Here is an 18,569-nt window from a genome sequence, read left to right as displayed (position 1 = left end):
GACGCGACGCGGGCCGCCCCGGTCCGGGGCGGCCCGCGTCACGGGTGGCGGTCAGGAAGCGTCGGGATCGGTGGGCGCCGGTCGTGCGGTGGCCGACACGAGGGCGCGCAGTTGCGGGGCCATCGTGGCGCTGTCCGGTTCGCGCCGCAGCTCGCGGAGCAGCCCGACCACCATCCCGACCATCACGAACAGGAACGGCAGGGCGGCCAGGATCGTCAGCGACTGGAGGGCGGACAGCCCACCGGCGAGCAGCAGCACCGCGGCCACCAGGCCGGTCAGGACGCCCCACATCGAGACGAGCCAGGCCTTCGGCTCCAGGTTGCCGCGCGAGGAGAGCGTGCCCATCACCACCGAGGCGGCGTCGGCGCCACTGACGAAGAAGAGCGCCACCAGCACCATGACCAGGATCGCGGTCACGGTGAAGAACGGGAACTCCCGCAGCACCGCGAAGAGCGCCGCCTCGGGGCTCTCCTTCACCGCGGACGACAGGTCGGTGCCGCCGAGTTGCAGGTCGACGGCGGTGCCGCCGAACACCGAGAACCAGACGACGCTGACGAGGCTTGGGACGGCCACCACACCGAGGATGAACTGACGGATGGTGCGGCCCTTGGAGATGCGGGCGACGAAGGCCCCGACGAACGGGGTCCAGGAGATCCACCAGGCCCAGTAGAAGATGGTCCAGCCGGCCATCCACTGCTCGCCACCGAAGGCGCCGGTGCGGAAGCTCATCGGGACGAGGTTGAACAGGTAGCCGCCGGTCGACGCGGTGAGCGTGTTGAGGACGAAGACCGTCGGGCCCACCACGAGCAGGAAGAACATCAACGCCACCGCGAGCACCATGTTGGTGTTCGACAGGAACTGGATGCCCCGCTTGACGCCCGTGACGGCGGAGACCACGAACGCCACGGTGAGCGCCGCGATGATGCCGATCGCCAGCGGGGTGGACTTCGGCACGTCCCAGAGGTTGGTGAGCCCGCTGTTGATCTGGAGGGCGCCGAGGCCGAGGGAGACGGCCGACCCGAAGAGCGTCGCGAGGATCGCGAAGACGTCGATGGCCCGGCCGGGCCCACGGTCGGCGCGCTGGCCGATGAGGGGGAAGAAGGCGCTGCTGATCAGGCCACGCCGACCCTTGCGGAAGGTGAAGTACGCCAGCGCCAGGCCCACGACGGCGTAGATCGCCCACGGGTGCAGTGCCCAGTGGAACAGGGAGTACTCCATGGCCACCCGGGCGGCCTGCGGGGTGTTCGGTTCGTTGAGGCCGCGCGGCGGGGTCGCCAGGTGCGACAGCGGCTCGGCGGCGCCCCAGAACATCAGGCCGATGCCCATGCCGGCGCTGAACATCATCGCCACCCACGAGACGGTGGAGAACTCGGGCTCGTCGTCGTCGCGGCCGAGCTTGATCCGGCCGTACCGGCTGCACGCCAGCCAGATCGAGAGCACCACGAAGCCGGTGCTGGCCAGCACGAAGACCCAGCCGAACGAGCGGACCACCCAGTCGAGCGCGGTGCCGCTGACCGAGGCCAGGTTGTCGGTGGCGACGATGCCCCACGCGACGAAGAGGACGGACACCACGGCGGCGACGCCCAGCACCGTCCGGTCGATGCCCTGCCGGGGGTTGCCCGGTCCGGGGGGTGCGCCGTCCGGCGGGGTGTCGTCGGTTGCCGGGCCTGTGGCGGACACGGTCATGTTTTGTGGACCTCCGTGGGCGTCCAGACACGCAGGGCGCGTTGCCGGCGCCGCGCGCCGGTCGGCCCGCATCTCGGGTTGTCCCGCGCCCCGTCTGGGCGCCCGGGAACTCGGACAGGTGTCGCTGAGCGCGCCGACGTCCACGGGCGGCTCGGGGAGCCGGCCGGAGTCCGACTGCCGGGGACGCCGGCGACGACCGGCGATCACTCTCGGCTTCGATGGTGGAGGAGACCCTGCGGTCTCATGACAGTGCTGTGACAAAACCCGGGGCGGCTCGCGACGGTGGTGGTGACGGCGGCCGGTCGAGCGGGCACAGTGGGGCGGTGACGACCGACATCCGTACGCCCCTGGCCCGCTACGCCGACCGTCTGCGCGCCGTGACCGGCGACGGGCACCACGTCGCCTCCCCGCTCGGCGCGTGGCTGCTGCTGGCGCTCGCCGCGCCGGCCGCCACCGGCGCGACCCGTGCGGCGCTCGAGGAGGCGCTCGGCACCGACGCCGAGACCGCCGCCACGGCCGCCCACGCCCTGCTGGCGGCGCCGCATCCGCTGGTGCCCTCGGCGACCGCGTTCTGGCACCGGTCGGGACGCGCGAGCGCCGGGCTCGACGGGTGGCGGGGGACCCTGCCCGCGTCGACCGCGACCGGGGTGCTGCCGGAGCAGGCCGGGCTCGACGCGTGGGCCCGCGAGCACACGCTCGGGCTCGTCGAGGCGTTCCCGCTGACGGTCACGCCGCAGGTGCTGCTGGTGCTGGCCAGCGCGCTGGCCACCCGGGTCTCGTGGGCGACCCCGTTCGAGGTGGCACCGGCCGACGCGCTCGGGTCCGGCAGCGCCTGGGCCGGTGGGCTGCGCCGGGCGCTGCGCAGCCCGGAGCACGGCCACCGCTGCTGGATCGCCGACACCACGCGGGCCGGCACCGTCGCCGTGCACGCCGCCCCCGCCCGGCCGGCGCGGACCGCCGACGGCGCGGCCGGGCTGCTGGTGGTCTCCGTCGTCGCGGCGCCCGACGTGCCGGCCGGGGACGTCCTCGCGGCGGCCCACGAGCTGGCGGCGGTCGCCGCCGACACGCCGGAGGGGCACCTGCCGGCACGGCGTTCCCTGTTCGACGTGCCGCTGGGCGAGGGCCCGCTGTGGGCGCTGCGCGAGGAGCCGACCCGCACCAACGCGCCGGACGGCCGGGAGGAGCGGGCGACGGCGGTGCTGCCCTGCTGGTCGGCCCGCAGCCGGCACGGGCTGAGCGCGCCCGGCCTGGGCTTCCCGGCCGTCGCGCGGGTGTTCGGGGAACTGCTGGACGAGCCGGGCCTGGAATTCGAGGCGGCCCAGGCGGCGATGGCCCGCTACGGCCGGTACGGCTTCGAGGCGGCGGCCGTCACCGGGTTCGCCGCGACGCTCAGCCTGCCGCCGGAGGGGGTGGCCCGGGTCGCGGAGCTGCGCTTCGGCCACCCGTACGCCGTGGTGGCCGTCGCCACCGACGACCGGGCCGGCGGCGCGGCGCCCGGCCCGTGGCACGGGGTGCCGGTCTTCTCCGCCTGGGTGGCCGATCCGGAGGAGCTGCCGGAGGCCGACGTCGCCGACCGCTACGGGGACGCCTGAGGCGGGCGTCAGGGGGTGTGCGGCTCGGCCATCGCGACGGCGATCCTGCGGGGGCCGGTGAACGGCTCCCGCCCGTGCGCGGCGGTCATGTTGTCCACGACGAGCACGTCGTCGCGCCGGTAGTCGAAGCGGACGCTCGCCGCCCGGTACGCCGACCGCAGGTGCTCCATGACGTCGGCGGGGATCTCGCCGCCGTCGCCGTAGTAGGTGTTGGCCGGCAGTCCCTCGGTGCCGAACATGGCGAGCAGCCCCTCCTGGAGGTCCCTGGACAGGGTGCTCACGTGGAAGAACGTGGCGTGGTTGAACCAGCGCGGGGTGTCCGAGCCGGGCCGGTGGTGCACCACGTCGCGCACCGCGCGGGTACGCAGCCCGTCGGCGCCCCGCCACTGCACCTCGATGCGGTTCGCCGCCGCGTACGCCTCGACCTCGGCGCGGTCCTCGGTGCCGAAGACGTGCTGCCACGGGGTGCCGAAGTCGCCGTGGAAGTTGCGTACCAGCATCCAGCGGCGGCGGACGAACTCCTCGCGTACGGTCGGGTCGATCTCGTCGTGGACCCGGCGGACGTCGGCCAGCGGGGTGGCGCCCTGCGTGTGCGGCGGGGTGAGGCAGTGGAAGAACAGCGTCAGCGGCCAGCGGGCCTGGTACGAGTTCTCGTTGTGCAGGAAGATCTCCTCGTCCGGCGGGTAGTCGGTCGAGGTGTAGACCCGCCCGGCGATGGCGTGCCGGGGCGACGAACGCTCGGTGTAGGGCAGCGGCTCACCGGAAAGCGCCCGTACTGCCCGGTCGAAGCCCTCGACGCCGCCCACGTCGAACCCGCGGAACAACAGGGCGCCGTGCGCCACGAGGCTCGCGCGCAGCTCCGCGCGGCGGGTGGCGATCAGCTCGGTCAGCTCGCGCCCGTCGTTCTCGACGACCACCGGCAGCGTGGCGCTCGGGTCACTCATGCTCTCGCTCCTGTCGTCGCCCGCCGACGTCGCCGACGGCGGCGGCGGGACGGTGGTCCTGACGGCTCGTCGCCCGTCGGCGGGATCGTGGCCCTGACGGCCGAGGCGGGCGGCTCACCCGAGGCGGCGGGTGGGCATGTCGGCGTGGGCGGCGGCGAGGTCCGCCCGGATCGCGGCGAGCAGCTCGGGCAGCCGCTCGTTGAGGAAGAAGTGCCCGCCGTCGATCTCGTGCAGGGTGAAGCCGGCGGCGCTGTGCTCCCGCCATCCGTCGCTGTGCTCCCGGCTGACGGTGTCGTCGTCGCGGCCGGCGAACGCCACGATCGGCATCGGCAGCGGCGCCTCGGGGCTGTAGCGGTAGTCGTCGACCTGCGCGAAGTCGGCGCGCAGCAGGGGTAGCAGCAGCTCGACCAGCTCGGGGTACTCCAGCAGCCCGGCCGGCAGCCCGCCGCCGGCCTCCAGGCGGCGCAGCAGCTCGTCGTCGGCCACCCGGGACAACCCGTCGAAGTGGCTGGGGGCGCTGACGTGCGGGGCGCGGGCGCCGCCGACGTAGAGCCGCAGCGGCAGCGGACGCCCGGCGCGGCGCAGTTCGCGGACCACCTCGAAGCCGACCCGGCCCCCCATCGAGTGGCCGTAGATGGCGTACGGGCCGCGGATGCGCTCGGCGATGGCGTACGCGACGTCGGCGGCCCGGAACACGGGGTTCTCGCTGATCCGGTTCTCGCGGCCGGGCAGTTGCACCGGCAGCACCTCGACGTCGGGGGCGAGCCCGTCCTGCCAGCGCCGGAAGACGCTGGCGCCCCCACCCGCGTAGGGCAGGCAGAACAGTTGGACCGGCGCCGAGCGCCAGTCGCTGGCGGAGAGGAACCAGGTCACCGCGCGCCTTTCGTCGAAGGGGCCGTCCCGGTGGCGCTGTCGCCGGAACGGTGACGTCCGGTGCGGCGCGCCGGACCGACCCGGGGCGCGGCGCCCTGCGGGGCACGGGCGGGCGGACTGCGACCGGGCCGCTCGCCATGCTCCCCGGGGGCCTCATGATCTGCCTATACCGTCACGTCGGAAGCAGCATAAGGCGCGCTGCCCGACCGCGATGATCCGCGTGCCGGGCGGGTGACGGGGTGGCTGGTCAGGCGTCCGGTCGGGGGATCGGTTGGGTCATGCCGTCGAAGTCCCGGGGCAGCCGGGCCACCATGTCACGGAACTCGTCGACGGTGACCGCCTCCCGCAGGGTGGCGAAGACGGCGCCGGTGCCGGCCCGGGCGGTGGCCTCGTCCACCCCGGCCCGCTCCCCCACCCGGCGTACGAAGTCCGCCGGTCCGGCCGCACCCCCCGGGGTCTCGTCGGGACCGGGCTCGCCGAGATAACCGTCCAGGTCGTCGGGGAGGCGGCCGGCGGCGGCGCCGCTCATCCGTTCCACCATCGTCTGCAACACGGCACGGGCGATCGTGGCGGCCTGCGCGGTGGGCAGTCCCGCACGGCGGGACACCGCGTCGACGAATAGGGGGAACCGCACGGCAGCCTCCTGTCGTCACCGGCCCGACGGATACCCGCCCCCGGTGCCGGCAAACGGCCCCGCCGTGGGCCGGGCGTCCGGGTGCAGCGCGCCACCCTCGCTTGACACCGGCGCGATAACTCAGCAAGTATTGAGTCAATGGACGCTGATGCTTCGCTCACCGCCCGCGCCCGGGTCCACGCCGCCCTCGGCGACCCGGCGCGCCTGGCGATCGTGGACGCGCTGCTGCTGGGTGACTCCTCCCCCGGCGAGATCGCCCACGCCCTCGACCTGCCCACCAACCTGGTGGCCCACCACGTCAAGGTGCTCACCGACGCCGGCCTGGTCACCCGCACGCGCTCCGAGGGCGACCGGCGCCGCGCCTACCTGCGGCTGCGACCGGCGGTGCTGTCGACGCTGACCCCGCCGCCGCTGGCCGACGTGGGCCGGGTGGTCTTCGTCTGCACCCACAACTCGGCCCGCTCCCAGCTCGCCGCCGCCCTCTGGACGCGGCGCACGCACGCCCCGGCCGCGTCGGCGGGCACCCGCCCGGCCCGCCGGGTGCACCCCCGCGCCGTGGCGGTGGCCCGCCGCCACGGGCTGCGTCTCGACCCGGTCGGCACCGCCCACGTCGACGACGTCGTACGCGCCGAGGATCTGGTCGTCGCCGTCTGCGACAACGCGCACGAGGGCTTCACCGGTGCGGCCCGCCCCCGCCTGCACTGGTCGGTGCCCGACCCCGTCCGCGTCGACACCGACGAGGCGTTCGAGGCGGCGTACGCCGAGATCGAGGCCCGGGTCGAGCGACTCGCCCCCGCCGTCACCCCAGGAGCATCGCGATGACCGACACCCGTACCCACCCGAATCTCGCCGTCGACCAGCAGGTCGCCCTGCGCACCGCGGCGACCCGGCTGGCCGCCGAGTTCGACGGCACCTACGGCACGGAGACCGTGGAGCGGTTCCTGCACGCCAGCTACGAACAGTTCGCCACTCTCGGCAGCGTCCCCCACTTCCTGCCCCTCCTGGCCGAGCGCTTCGCCCGACAGCGCCTGCGCGCGCTCGCCCGGGTCGAGGGGCACCACCGCGACGGCCGCCCGGTGGTCCTCTTCCTCTGCACGCACAACGCCGGTCGCTCGCAGATGGCGCTGGGCTTCTTCGCCCGCCTGGCCGGCGACGCCGCCGTGGCCTGGTCGGGCGGCAGCGAGCCCAGCACCGAGGTCAACCCGGCCGCCGTGGCGGCGATGGCCGAACGCGGCATCGACATCGCCGACGAGTTCCCCAAACCGTGGACCGACGAGGTGGTCCGCGCCGCCGACGTGGTGGTCACCATGGGCTGCGGCGACGCGTGCCCCGTCTTCCCCGGCACCCGCTACGAGAACTGGGAGCTCGACGACCCCGCCGGCCTGGACCTGGCCGGCGTACGGCCTGTCCGCGACGAGATCGAGCGGCGGGTCCGCCGGCTGCTCGACCAGCTCGGCGTGCCAACCACCCGCCTGTGACCTGCCCGCACGAACCATCGCCGCGTCCCACCGGGGGCGACGCGGCGGGTCCGGCCGCTGACACGCCCCCACCGACGACCCGAACGGGAGCCCCGTGAGCACCACCACGCACGACGATCCGGCCGAGACGGCCGTGGTCGGACGCCTGTCCCGCCTCGACCGGTTCCTGCCGGTCTGGATCGGCCTCGCCATGGCGGCCGGCCTCCTGCTCGGCCGGCTGGTGCCCGGCCTGGACAGCGCGCTCGACGCGGTGCAGATCGGCGGCGTCTCGCTGCCCATCGCCCTCGGCCTGCTGATCATGATGTACCCGGTGCTGGCCAAGGTCCGCTACGACCGGCTCGACTCCGTCACCGGCGACCGGCGGCTGCTGGTCTCCTCGCTGGTGCTGAACTGGGTCGTCGGGCCGGCGCTGATGTTCGCCCTGGCCTGGATCTTCCTGGCCGACCAGCCGGAGTACCGCACCGGCCTGGTCATCGTCGGCCTGGCCCGGTGCATCGCCATGGTGATCATCTGGAACGACCTGGCCTGCGGCGACCGGGAGGCCGCCGCGGTGCTGGTCGCGCTCAACTCGGTGTTCCAGGTGCTCGCGTTCGGCGTGCTCGGCTGGTTCTACCTCGCGGTCCTACCGGGTTGGCTGGGCCTGGAGGGCGCCGAACTGGCCGTGTCGGGCTGGGACATCGCCGGCAACGTGCTGATCTTCCTGGGCATCCCGCTGGTGGCCGGCTACCTCACCCGTCGCCTCGGCGAGCGGGCCCGGGGCCGCGACTGGTACGAGGACCGGTTCCTGCCGAGGATCGGCCCCGCGGCGCTGTACGGGCTGCTCTTCACCATCGTCGTCCTGTTCGCCCTCCAGGGCGAGGCGATCGCCGACCGGCCGCTGGACGTCGCCCGCATCGCCCTGCCGCTGCTGGCCTACTTCGCGGTGATGTGGGCCGGCTCGTACGCCCTCGGCCGGGCGGTCGGCCTCGGCTACGCGCGCACCACGACGCTGGCCTTCACCGCCGCCGGCAACAACTTCGAGCTCGCCATCGCCGTCGCGATCGGCACCTTCGGCGTCACGTCCGGGCAGGCCCTGGCGGGCGTGGTCGGGCCGCTGATCGAGGTGCCCGTCCTGGTCGCCCTCGTCTACGTCTCGCTGTGGGCACGCCGCCGGTTCTTCCCGTCACCGGCCCCGGGCCAGCCGACCGTCTCCGCTTCGCGCTGAAAGGAAACACCGCCGTGAGCGACAAGCCCAGTGTCCTGTTCGTCTGCGTGCACAACGCCGGCCGCTCGCAGATGGCCGCCGGCTGGCTGCGGCACCTCGCGGGCGACGCCGTCGAGGTGCGCTCCGCCGGCTCGGCGCCGGCCGGGACCGTCAACCCGGCCGCCGTCGAGGCGATGCGGGAGGTCGGCATCGACATCAGCACGCAGACGCCGACCCTGCTGGAGTACGCCACCGCCGAGTCCTCCGACGTCATCGTCACCATGGGCTGCGGCGACGCCTGCCCGGTCTTCCCCGGCAAGCGCTACGAGGACTGGCAGCTCGAAGACCCCGCCGGCAAGGGCGTCGAGGCGGTCCGGCCGATCCGCGACGAGATCCGGGCGCGGGTGCAGCGGCTGCTGCGGGAGCTGGTGCCCGCCGGCTGACCGGGGCGGATGGGCTCGGCCGACCGGGGACGGGTCGGGTTGAGCTGACGGGGACGGGTCGGCTCAGCCGGCCGGATCGTCGGCGAGGACGTCGAGCAGCAGCGCGGCCGTCCAGCCGAAGGCCGGCGAGCCCAGCCCGGCCCCGGTGTCGGGGTGGAAGTACTCGTGGCAGCCGGCGCCGGCCACCAGCTCGATCATCGAGTCGCGCAGGCCCGCGGCCAGGTCGGGGCGGCCGTGGCACAGCAGTCCCCGGCGTACCAGCCAGTTGACGTTCATCCAGCTCGGCCCGCGCCAGTAGCGCAGCGGCTCGAAGTCCGGGGCCGTGCGGTCGTGGCTCGGCAGCGGCCGGTCCATCCGGGCGGCCAGCCCGAAGCGGGCCGAGCAGGCCTCGGCGACCAGCGCCGACACCTGCCGCGCGGGCAGGTCGGGCAGGACCAGCGGGGCCAGGCCGAGCACCGTCCGGGCCGGCACGAGCCGGTCGGCGCGCAGGTCCCGGGGCTGGAAGGTGCCCGTCGTCGGGTCGTACAGCCGGCGCACCAGGGCCTCGGTGATCCGCGCCGCGCGCTCCCGGTGCGGGCCGGGGTCGGCGCCGGCCAGCGGCGCGATCCGGGCGAGGGCGTGCTCGGCGGCGCCCATCGCGGCGTTGACCAGCGGGCACTCCACCAGGAACGGGTGCCGGGCGGCGAGGTCGTCGTCGCGGTAGCGGCGCTCGCGGTAGGACGCCACGATCGCGACGTAGCGCGCGTAGTCGAGGTCGGTGGGGCGGTGCGCGGCGTCGGCGTGCGCGGTGTCGTGCCGGCGGTACGCGCGCATGACGGCCGCGTCGGCGGGCACCGCCGCCAACGGGGCGTCCCAGGCGGGGCTGTTGTCCAGCCCGGACTCCCACGGGTGCACGACGCAGGCCAGCCCGCCCCCGCCGACGTCCCGGCGGGTGGCGAGGTAGCGCTGCTGGGCCACCAGCCGGGGGTAGAGCCGGCGCAGCGCCGCCCGTCCGGCCTCGCCGGGGGACCGCCGGTACGCCAGCCAGGCGGCGGACGCGTGCACGGGTGGCTGGATCAGCCCGGAGGTGGCGACGGCCGGGGCGCCCTCGGCGAGCCCCGACGCCCAGAACTCCGGGCCCGGAAAGTACGAGCCGACGGGCAGCGCCGGGTTGAACACGATGTGCGGCACCCGCCCGTCGACCCACTGGGCCCGGAACAGGCTGGTCAGCTCCCGCCAGGCGCGCTCGGGGCGCACGTGGGACCAGCCGATCGCGATGAACGCCGAGTCCCAGCTCCACTGGTGCGGGTAGAGGGTGCGCGAGGGCACCGTGTGGTCGTGTTCCCAGTTGGCGTCGAGGGTGGCGACGGCGAGGCGGCGCAGTGCCCCGACGTCGCGGGCCCCGGCGTCGGCGGTGTACGCGCCGCCGGCTGTCCCGGTGCTCACGCCGCCGCCTGCCGGGGCTGGGCGTGGCGCAGCACGGCGGCGGCCTGGTGCAGGGCGCGTACTGGGTCGCCGCGCAGCCGGCACTCCAGCGCCAGCCAGCCCCGGTAGTCGATCTCCAGCAGGGTGCGCACCAGCGCCGGCCAGTCGAGGTGCCCGGCGCCGGGCTGGAACCGGTTGGAGTCGCTGACCTGCACGTGCCCGAGGTACGGCGCGGCGGCGCGCAGCGCCCGGTGCACGTCGTCCTCCTCGATGTTCATGTGGAAGGTGTCCGCCACCACCCGCACCGAGGGCAGCCCGACCATCGCGCAGAGGGCGACGGCGTCGTCGAGCCGGTTGACCATGTGGTCCTCGTACCGGTTGAGCGGTTCCAGGAAGAGGGTGACCCCCTCGGCGCGGGCGTGCTCCCCCAGCTCGCCCAGGGCGTCGACGAGCACCTGCCGGTCGCCGGCGGGTGGGCGGGGCGGCTCGAACGGCGGCAGCCGCCGGGAGAACATCCCCCACGCGGCCGGGGTCAGCGCGCCGACGCCGCCCAGCTCGGCCATCACCGAGAGCTGGGAGCGCAGGTTGCGTACGGCGTCGCGGGAGCGCTCGGGGTCGAAGTCGCCGATGAAGTGGTCCATCTCCACGCAGACGGTGGGCATGACCACCCCGGCGGCGCGGGCCCGGCGCAGCTCGGGCAGCCGGCGGGCGAGGCCGAGGTCGCCGGCGCCGCGCAGCTCGATGGCGTCGTAGCCGAGCGCGGTGGCGAGCGCGTACTTCTGAATCAGGTCGGTGCCCGGCAGGAGCTGCTCCTGACAGGCCAGGGGAATCGTCATGGGAACCTCAGCACGACTTGGAGGGCGTCAGCGTCACCGCGGTCGAGCAGCGCCAGCGCGTCGGCCACCGCGCTCGCGTCGACGACGTGGCTCACCAGCGGCAGCGGATCGACGCTGCCCTCGGCCACCAGGTCCATGAAGGTGTGTGCGACGCGGGCCCCGGTCCACCGGCCGGCCATGCCGGGCGCCGGGGTCGGCCCGGAGACCTGGGCCGCCACCAGCTGGATCCGGTTGTGGTGGAACTCCTCACCCAGGCCGAGCCCGTCGGCCTGTCCCTGGTAGAAGCCGGCGGCCACGACGCGGCCGGCATGGGCGGTGGAGCGGATCGCCTCGTGCAGCGCCGGGTACGCCCCGGACAGCTCCAGGCAGACGTCGGCGCCCCGGCCGCCGGTGGCCCGGCGCAGCACGGCCGCGGCCGACTCGACGCCCGCGTCGACGGCGATCCGGGCCCCGAGCCGGGTGGCGTGCGCCAGGCGGGCGGGCACCCGGTCGACGGCGACCACCCGCGCGCCGGAGAGGACGGCGAGCCGGGTGGCGAGTAGCCCGATGACGCCCTGCCCGAAGACCGCCACCCAGTCGCCCAGGTGCAGGTCGCCGGCGAGCACGGCGGTGAGGGCGATCGCCCCGGGGCGGGCGAAGACCGCCGCGAGGGGATCCAGGTCCGGGGGTAGCGGGTGCACGGCGCCGGCGGGCACGACGGCCTCGGCGCGGTGCCCCCAGATGCCCCAGACGACCTGCCCGGCCCGCCGGTCGGGCACGTCGGGCGCGACCTCGACGACCTCGCCGACCTCCTCGTAGCCGAAGCCCACCAGCGGGTACGGCACGGTGCTCTGCCGGGGCACGAACATCCGGCTGACGTCGTCCCAGTCCTTGCTCAGTCGGGGATTGCTGCCCCGGTAGAGGGTGAGCTCCGTGCCGGCCGAGATGCCGGAGTAGCGGGTGCGGACCCGGACCTGGCCGGGGCCGAGCGGATCCGGGGGGCAGGGCTCGAGGCTGATCCGTCGGGGCCCGGCGAGTGAGACAACCCAGTTGACCATGAGTCACATCCCGGTAGCACTGGGCTCCATCGTAGGCAATAAATCGGCATATGTCTTGTAATTGATCAATCGAAGGGGTTGAATCCGTTCCATACCCTTCGAGAGGAGTGCCACCGATGTCAGCACCTCCGATGCGGATACTCGCCGCGACCCTGATCATGGCAGTCACCGGGGCCGGCCTGCTGGCCTGCGGCGACGAGGAATCCGGCAGCGACAGCAGGCAGATCACCGTGTGGAGCCTGGAGGACGTGGCCGACCGGGTCACCGCCACCAAGGCGATCATCGCGGACTTCACCGCCAGCACCGGCATCGCCGTCGACCTGGTCACCGTCAACGAGGACCAGTTCCCGTCCCTGATCGCCTCCAGCGCCGCCGCCGGAGAACTGCCCGACGTCGTCGGCTCGGTGTCGCTCGCCGGCGTCCGCACCCTCGCCGGCAACGAGCTGCTGCACGCCTCGGCGAACGCGGAGGTCGTCGAGAACCTCGGCCGGCAGACCTTCTCGCCGCGCGCCCTGGAGCTGACGGCGGACGACGGGAAGCAGCTCGCCGTGCCGAGCGACGGCTGGGGCCAGCTGCTCGTCTACCGCAAGGACCTGTTCGCCGCCGTCGGGCTGCCCGCCCCCGACACGTACGAGAGGATCGCCACCGCCGCGACGAGACTCAACACCGGGGGCGTCGCGGGCATCACGGCCGCCACCGCCCCCGGCGACGTGTTCACCCAGCAGACCTTCGAGCACCTGGCGTTGGCCAACAACTGCCAGCTCACCGACGACTCCGGGGCCGTGAAGCTGGACTCGCCCGAGTGCGTCGAGGCGTTCCGGTTCTACGGCGAGCTGATGCGCACCAGCTCGGTCAAGGGCGCGCAGGACGTCGACACCACCCGGGCCACCTACTTCGCCGGCAAGGCGGCCATGCTCGTCTGGTCGCCGTTCATCCTCGACGAGCTGGCCGGCCTGCGAAACGACGCCAAGCCGACCTGCCCGCAGTGCCAGGCCGACCCGACGTTCCTCGCGCGCAACAGCGGCTTCGTCACCGCGATCAAGGGACCGAACGGCACCGAACCCGCCCAGTACGGCGAGATCAGCTCCTGGGCGGTGCTCGACGGCGCCGCCGCCGACCCGGCCGGGTCCTTCGTGGAGCACATGCTCGGCGACGGCTACCCGCGCTGGTTCGGCATGTCCCCCGAGGGGCGCTTCCCCGTCCGCAAGGGCACCGCGGCCGAGCCGGAGAAGTTCCTCACCGCCTGGAACACCAGCCAGGCCGGGGTCGACACGAAGAAGCCGCTCGCCGAGGTCTACGGCGACGAGGTGCTCGCGAGCCTGCGCCGCAGCCCCGACACCTTCCAGCGGTGGGGCCTGACCCAGGGCCAGGGCAAGCTCGTCGGCGCGATCCTCGGCGAGCTGCCGGTGCCCAAGGCCCTGAACGACGTGGTCGCCGGCAAGACCGACGCCGCCGCGGCCGCCGGACGGGCGAAGAAGGACGTGGAGGCGATCAAGGCGGGCGTCAATTGACCACCGCCCCACCGGGCACCGGCCGCTCCCCCGCCCGGGAGCGGCCGGCCCCGGCCCGCCGCCGACCGCTGACCCTGCGCCGCCGCGAGTCCCGCGCCGGGCTCGCGCTGGTCGCCCCGACGCTGCTCGTCGTGGTCGCCGTCATCGGCATACCCATCGTCTGGACCGTCGTGCTGGCCTTCCAGCGGGTACGCCTGGCCACGCTGCGCCGCACCGGGCTGTTCGGCGAGTTCACGTTGGACAACGTCGAGCGGGTGCTGAACACCCCCGGCTTCGCCGACACGTTGTGGACCACGCTCGTCTACGCCGTGGCCAGCACCGTCGGCTCCATCGTGCTCGGCCTGGTGGCGGCGCTGGTCGTCCGCCGGCCGTTCCGGGGCCGCACCCTGGTGCGCGCGTCGATGCTGCTGCCGTACGTGGCGCCGGTGGTCGCGGTCACCTTCGTCTGGCAGGTGATGCTCGACCCGCAGCTCGGCATCGTCAACGACTGGGGCCGGCGGTTCCTCGGCTGGGACACCCCGGTGCCGTTCCTGTCGCAGGAGTCGACCGCCCTGGCCACGGTCGTCGCCTTCGAGGCGTGGCGCTACTTCCCCTTCGCCTTCCTGTTCCTGCTCGCCCGGCTCCAGGCGGTGCCCGGCGAGCTGGAGGAGGCCGCCCGGGTCGACGGCGCCACCCCCTCCCAGCGGTTCCGGCACATCCTGCTGCCGCAGTTGCTGCCGGTGATCGGCCTGCTGGGCGTGCTGCGGTTCATCATGACGTTCAACAAGTTCGACGACGTCTACCTGCTCACCGGCGGGGCCGCCGGCACCGAGGTGGTCAGCGTCCGGGTCTACGAGTTCCTGACCGCGCGTACGGACATCGGCGCGGCGGCGGCGCAGGCGGTCGTGCTCGCCGTGGTGCTCATCGTGTTCGTGGTGGTGTATCTGCGCTTCTTCGGCGGACGGAGGGACGGCTGATGGACCGGGACCGGATCGAGACGGTGGGCCTGCGCTGGCTGCGCCGGCTGGTGATCGCCGCGTTCCTGCTGGTCACCGTCTTCCCCTTCTACTACATGCTGGTGCTCTCGGTGCGCCCCATCGAGCGGCTGCTGCTCGACCCAGGCTCCCTGGTCGTGGGCCTCGGCGAGCTGACGTTCGACACGTACGCCGAGGTGGTGAAGGCCGTCGACGACGGCGGCCAGGGTTTCCTCACCTTCATGCGCAACAGCGGGCTGGTCGCGGTCGCGGCGACGCTGCTGACGCTGGCCGTGGCGATCCCCGGCGCGTACGCGGTCGCCCGGCTGCGGTTCTTCGGTCGCCGGCAGGTCGACTTCCTGTTCCTGGCGGTCTACCTGTTCCCGTCGATCGTCATCGCCATCCCGCTCTTCGTGGTCTTCACGCGGGCCGGGCTGCGCGGCTCCCTGTTCGGCCTGGTGCTCGTCTACATCTCGCAGACGCTGCCGGTGTCGGTCTACATGCTGCGCAACTACTTCGAGACCATCCCGGTGAGCCTGGAGGAGTCGGCGGCCATCGACGGCGCCGGGCGGCTCGGCATCATCCGCCGGGTCAGCCTCCCCCTGGCGGCGCCGTCCATCATGGCCGTCGCCCTGTACGACTTCATGATCGCCTGGAACGAGTTCCTCTTCGCCCTGCTGTTCCTGGTCGACAAACCGAACCGGTGGACGGTGTCGCTGGGGCTGGCGCAGCTCTCCGACGGCGTCGAGGTGCCCAAGACGGTGCTGATGGCCGGCTCGGTGATCCTCACCCTGCCCATCGTGATCCTCTTCTTCGCCAGCGAACGCCTGCTCACCGAGGGGCTAACCAGCGGCGCGGAGAAGGGCTGAGCCGGCGGGCGGGGTTGCCGCGCGGTGGGCGTCGACGGAGGATGTGCCGGGTGGATGCCTCCCCCGACGCTGTCCCGGGCACCCCGCCCGCGGCTGCCCCGCCCGCTGCCGGGGTGCGGCTGCGCGACGTGCAGCCGGGCGACCTCGACGCCTACGTACGCCTGCGCTGCGATCCCGCTGTGATGGCGGAACTCGGCGGCCCGCAGCCGCGCGAGCGGGTGTCCGCCCAGCTCCGGCGCGACCTCGAGACCGTGCGGGACGGCAGCGCCTGGATCAAGATGATCGTCCCGGACGGCGGCACCGAGGTGGCCGGGACGGTGACGGTGTACGCCCACGACGGCGTCTCCGAGATCGGCTGGATGGTCGCGCCGGAGTTCCAGGGCAGGGGCCTGGCCGGCAGGGCCGTCCGCGCCGTGCTCGACCTGGCCCGGGCGGATGGCCGCTGGGGCCTCATCCACGCCTTTCCCGCCACGACGAACGCCGCGTCGAACGCGATCTGCCGCTCGGGCGGCTTCGCCCTCGTGGGCGAGGAGCAGACGGAGTTCGCCGGCCGCCTCTTCCGCACCAACCACTGGGTGCTCGATTCGTCGGCCCGCGTCGACGGCTAGGCGTCGCTGTCGTGGCGGCGTTCCGGCAGGCGGAAGACCTGGGAGGCACGCCAAGCTGATGAACCAGCGCTGTCGGAACAGCTGATACCTGTGCGGTATAAGAATGCCTGTGTGGTATCGGGCGAGCGGACTGCACCGCCGTCGGCGGCGGCCCGCCGGGCAGGCGGACACCGCGTCGCCGACGGAGGTCCCCGTCCGCCCCGCCGCCACCGGAGCATCGGGGGCCCGGCTACGGTGGCGGCATGGGAAACCCGACCCGTTGGGAGACCGAGACCGGTCCGGAGCACTCGCAGTGGTACATCGACCGGTTCCGCCGGCTGGCCGCCGACGGGGCCGACCTGGCCGGCGAGGCCCGGCTGCTGGACGCGATGGTCGCGCCCGGATCCCGGATCCTCGACGCCGGCTGCGGCACCGGCCGGGTGGGCGCGGCGCTGGCCGCCCGGGGGCACGCCGTGGTCGGGGTGGACGCCGACCCGGCCCTGGTCGAGGCCGCCCGCGCCGATCACCCCGGCCCGCGCTGGCTGGTCGCCGACCTGACCGAACTCGACCTGGCGGCGGCCGGCGAGCCGGAGCCGTTCGACGCGGCGGTGCTGGCCGGCAACGTGCTGGCCTTCGTCGCCCCCGGCACCGAGCGGGAGGTGCTGCGCCGCGTCGCCGCCCACCTGCGCCCCGACGGCGTGCTGGCGGTCGGCTTCGGCACCGACCGGGGCTACCCGCTGACCGGCTTCGACGCCGACGCGGTCGCCGCCGGCCTGCGGCTGGAGCACCGCTTCGCCACGTGGGACCTACGCCCGTGGCGCGACGACGCCGACTTCGCCGTCACGGTGCTGCGCCGCCCCGCCGCCTGACCCTGGACGGGGGCCGCGACCGGCCGGCGCGGCCGTTCGCCGTCGACGCGAGGCCGCGCCGAGGCCGGTGGGTGCCCGCCGGTGGGTGCCCGCCGGTGGGTGCCCGCCGGTGGACGGGCGCGCTCAGGCCGGGGCGGCGACGACCCGCGCGGCGGCCGGGTCGAGCGTGGCGCCGGCGGGCACCATCGCCACCAGGCCGGCCGGCAGCCGCACCGGACGCACGTCGCGGTAGCCGAGCGCGCCGAGCACGTCGCCGCCGGCGAGGACGTAGCGCCGGCCCAGGTCGGTGACCACGGAGATCGCGCCGCCGGTCGCGCCGGGCGCCGCGACCGCCTCGACCACCGCGCCCCGGCCCGGCTCCACCACGACGTGGTCGGCGCGCACCCCACCACCCGCCGCCGGGGCGGTGCGCGGCGCGGCCGCGAGGTCCGGCAGTCGTACGCCGAGCCGGACCTCGGTGACGCCGCCGTCGTCGCCCACCCGGGCACAGAGCGCCGCCCCGTCGGCGGTGGCGAGCCGGGGCGGTGCGGTCGGCGGGGCGGTCGGTCCTGTCGGGGCGAGGTCGGCCAGCTTGGGCAGCGCCGCGAACCGCCCGAGCGTGATCGGCTCCGGCTCGCCCTGGCCCGTGCGGGCGAGCAGCAGGCCGGCCTGCAACTCGGTGATGCCGGCGAGGCCGTCGCGCAGCGCGACGGCGTACTGCCGGCCGCCGCCGGAGTTGCGCACCAGGTAGACGTCGCCGATCCGCGCCCCGGACACCCGCGCGGAGCGCTCCCCCTCGTCGGGCAGGGTCAGCGGGGCGAGGTCGGCGCCGGCGGGCAGGCTGTTGAGCAGGGCCGGGGCCACCGGGACCGCTCGGGCCCGGGTCGCGGCCAGGGCGGCCAGCACCCGGTTGGGGTCACGCACCAGGTAACGGCGCTGGTGCCAGACGAGGTGCAGCCCCCCGTCGGGATCGCGCAGCAGGAGTGCGTCCTCGCCCAGCTCCCGGCCCGCGCCGACCGGCACGCCGATCAGCAGCGCCGAGCGGGGCGCCGTCCGATCGGCCTCGGCGGGGACGGAGCAGACCGTCCACGGCGCGGTGGACAGCCGGCCCTTGGCGGGCAGGGAGTCCGGGGCGTCGGCGATGCCCAGCGGCAGGCCGCGCGGCACCCCGTCGATGGCGCGACGGGAGACGAGCACCGTCTTCGGCCGCTCGGCACCGATGATCAGCAGGGCCGAGGCGTAGTTGAGCACCGGGTGCAGCTTCTCCTCCCGGTAGACGAACCGGGCGCCGGACTCCTTCTCCACGATCACCGCGCCCGGGTCGCGCCAGCTGCTGCCGCCCCCCGTGAAGAGGCCGTAGAGGGCGAACCCGCCCAGGCCGATGGCCGCGACCAGCACGCTGGCCAGACCGGCGCCGGCGAGCCGCCGGAACGGTGACTGCGCCGGGTCGGTCTCCCGCATCACCAGCGCGGCGACGGCCCGCTGGACGGTGAACTGGTACGAGTGCAGCTGGTCCTGCCGCGACGGCATCGCATCCCTTCCGGTGGGGCGGTCGGGGCACAGGATAAGCGTTGCGTCGATGCCCCGAGGACCCTGCGTGGCGGCGGCGCCCGCTAGCGGGGCGACTCCCCGGAGATGACCGGGGAGGAGCTGGGGAAGCTCTTCCTCACCCTCGCCTGGCCGCCACCGAA

General features: G+C 74.5%; 18 protein-coding genes. 10 read left to right on the top strand and 8 right to left on the bottom strand.

What is annotated here, in order from left to right; translation table 11 throughout:
- Positions 1-51: 51 nt before the first annotated feature.
- Positions 52-1,686 (bottom strand): BCCT family transporter, encoded by a 1,635-nt coding sequence (locus CLT72_RS03405; RefSeq protein WP_101409475.1) that lies wholly within the window; start codon positions 1,684-1,686, stop codon positions 52-54.
- Positions 1,687-2,009: 323 nt separating this feature from the next.
- Here CLT72_RS03405 and CLT72_RS03400 point away from each other — a divergent pair, with 323 nt between their 5' ends.
- Positions 2,010-3,278: a hypothetical protein gene (locus tag CLT72_RS03400; protein WP_101409474.1), complete on the top strand. Its 1,269-nt coding sequence runs from the start codon at positions 2,010-2,012 to the stop codon at positions 3,276-3,278.
- Between the two features lie 8 nt (positions 3,279-3,286).
- On the opposite strand, the gene CLT72_RS03395 is transcribed toward CLT72_RS03400, so the two are convergent.
- The 3 genes from CLT72_RS03395 to CLT72_RS03385 form a co-directional block, all read right to left on the bottom strand.
- The gene (locus CLT72_RS03395) at positions 3,287-4,222 is read right to left on the bottom strand and encodes a TauD/TfdA family dioxygenase (RefSeq protein WP_101409473.1); all 936 of its coding nucleotides are present in this window, start codon (positions 4,220-4,222) and stop codon (positions 3,287-3,289) included.
- 114 nt (positions 4,223-4,336) lie between these two features.
- Positions 4,337-5,095: a thioesterase II family protein gene (locus CLT72_RS03390; RefSeq protein ID WP_101409472.1), complete on the bottom strand. Its 759-nt coding sequence runs from the start codon at positions 5,093-5,095 to the stop codon at positions 4,337-4,339.
- A 247-nt stretch (positions 5,096-5,342) separates the two neighbouring features.
- Positions 5,343-5,729 (bottom strand): DUF2267 domain-containing protein, encoded by a 387-nt coding sequence (locus CLT72_RS03385; RefSeq protein WP_101409471.1) that lies wholly within the window; start codon positions 5,727-5,729, stop codon positions 5,343-5,345.
- A 138-nt stretch (positions 5,730-5,867) separates the two neighbouring features.
- Between CLT72_RS03385 and CLT72_RS03380 the strand changes: the two genes are divergently transcribed.
- From CLT72_RS03380 to CLT72_RS03365, 4 genes are all read left to right on the top strand, one after another.
- Entirely contained in the window at positions 5,868-6,551 is a 684-nt protein-coding gene (locus CLT72_RS03380; protein ID WP_101409470.1) for an arsenate reductase/protein-tyrosine-phosphatase family protein, read from the top strand.
- Positions 6,548-7,207 (top strand): arsenate reductase ArsC, encoded by a 660-nt coding sequence (locus CLT72_RS03375; RefSeq protein WP_101409469.1) that lies wholly within the window; start codon positions 6,548-6,550, stop codon positions 7,205-7,207. Before CLT72_RS03380 ends, CLT72_RS03375 begins: the two co-directional genes overlap by 4 nt.
- A gap of 94 nt (positions 7,208-7,301) precedes the next feature.
- Positions 7,302-8,411, top strand: coding sequence for an ACR3 family arsenite efflux transporter (arsB, locus tag CLT72_RS03370; RefSeq protein ID WP_101409468.1), 1,110 nt, complete (start codon positions 7,302-7,304; stop codon positions 8,409-8,411).
- A gap of 14 nt (positions 8,412-8,425) precedes the next feature.
- Entirely contained in the window at positions 8,426-8,833 is a 408-nt protein-coding gene (locus CLT72_RS03365; RefSeq protein WP_089000735.1) for an arsenate reductase ArsC, read from the top strand.
- A 63-nt stretch (positions 8,834-8,896) separates the two neighbouring features.
- On the opposite strand, the gene CLT72_RS03360 is transcribed toward CLT72_RS03365, so the two are convergent.
- The 3 genes from CLT72_RS03360 to CLT72_RS03350 are packed head-to-tail and all read right to left on the bottom strand — an operon-like array spanning position 8,897 to position 12,110.
- A complete protein-coding gene (locus CLT72_RS03360) occupies positions 8,897-10,258 on the bottom strand; it encodes a trehalase domain-containing protein (protein ID WP_486484175.1) in 1,362 nt (453 codons plus the stop codon).
- Positions 10,255-11,073, bottom strand: coding sequence for a sugar phosphate isomerase/epimerase family protein (locus CLT72_RS03355; protein ID WP_101409467.1), 819 nt, complete (start codon positions 11,071-11,073; stop codon positions 10,255-10,257). The genes CLT72_RS03360 and CLT72_RS03355 overlap by 4 nt, the downstream gene beginning before the upstream one ends.
- On the bottom strand, positions 11,070-12,110 hold the full coding sequence (locus CLT72_RS03350; protein ID WP_101409466.1) for a zinc-dependent alcohol dehydrogenase: 1,041 nt from the start codon (positions 12,108-12,110) through the stop codon (positions 11,070-11,072). The genes CLT72_RS03355 and CLT72_RS03350 overlap by 4 nt, the downstream gene beginning before the upstream one ends.
- A gap of 116 nt (positions 12,111-12,226) precedes the next feature.
- Between CLT72_RS03350 and CLT72_RS03345 the strand changes: the two genes are divergently transcribed.
- From CLT72_RS03345 to CLT72_RS03325, 5 genes are all read left to right on the top strand, one after another.
- Positions 12,227-13,621 carry an ABC transporter substrate-binding protein gene (locus CLT72_RS03345; RefSeq protein WP_101409465.1) on the top strand — a complete coding sequence of 465 codons (1,395 nt, stop codon included), beginning with the start codon at positions 12,227-12,229 and terminating at the stop codon, positions 13,619-13,621.
- Positions 13,618-14,577 carry a carbohydrate ABC transporter permease gene (locus CLT72_RS03340; protein WP_101409464.1) on the top strand — a complete coding sequence of 320 codons (960 nt, stop codon included), beginning with the start codon at positions 13,618-13,620 and terminating at the stop codon, positions 14,575-14,577. Before CLT72_RS03345 ends, CLT72_RS03340 begins: the two co-directional genes overlap by 4 nt.
- On the top strand, positions 14,577-15,443 hold the full coding sequence (locus CLT72_RS03335; RefSeq protein ID WP_089000740.1) for a carbohydrate ABC transporter permease: 867 nt from the start codon (positions 14,577-14,579) through the stop codon (positions 15,441-15,443). The genes CLT72_RS03340 and CLT72_RS03335 overlap by 1 nt, the downstream gene beginning before the upstream one ends.
- Before the next feature lie 50 nt (positions 15,444-15,493).
- Positions 15,494-16,051 carry a GNAT family N-acetyltransferase gene (locus CLT72_RS03330; RefSeq protein WP_199184459.1) on the top strand — a complete coding sequence of 186 codons (558 nt, stop codon included), beginning with the start codon at positions 15,494-15,496 and terminating at the stop codon, positions 16,049-16,051.
- Between the two features lie 242 nt (positions 16,052-16,293).
- Positions 16,294-16,899, top strand: a complete 606-nt coding sequence (locus CLT72_RS03325) for a class I SAM-dependent methyltransferase (protein WP_101409462.1) — start codon at positions 16,294-16,296, stop codon at positions 16,897-16,899.
- 123 nt (positions 16,900-17,022) lie between these two features.
- Here the strand turns inward: CLT72_RS03325 and eccB are convergent, their stop codons facing one another.
- Positions 17,023-18,408, bottom strand: a complete 1,386-nt coding sequence (gene eccB, locus CLT72_RS03320; RefSeq protein WP_101409461.1) for a type VII secretion protein EccB — start codon at positions 18,406-18,408, stop codon at positions 17,023-17,025.
- Between the last annotated feature and the right edge of the window lie 161 nt (positions 18,409-18,569).

This window comes from Micromonospora sp. CNZ309, from assembly GCF_002846525.1.
Note: the sequence above shows the minus strand (reverse complement) of the source record. Positions and strands in the feature narration are given on the sequence as shown.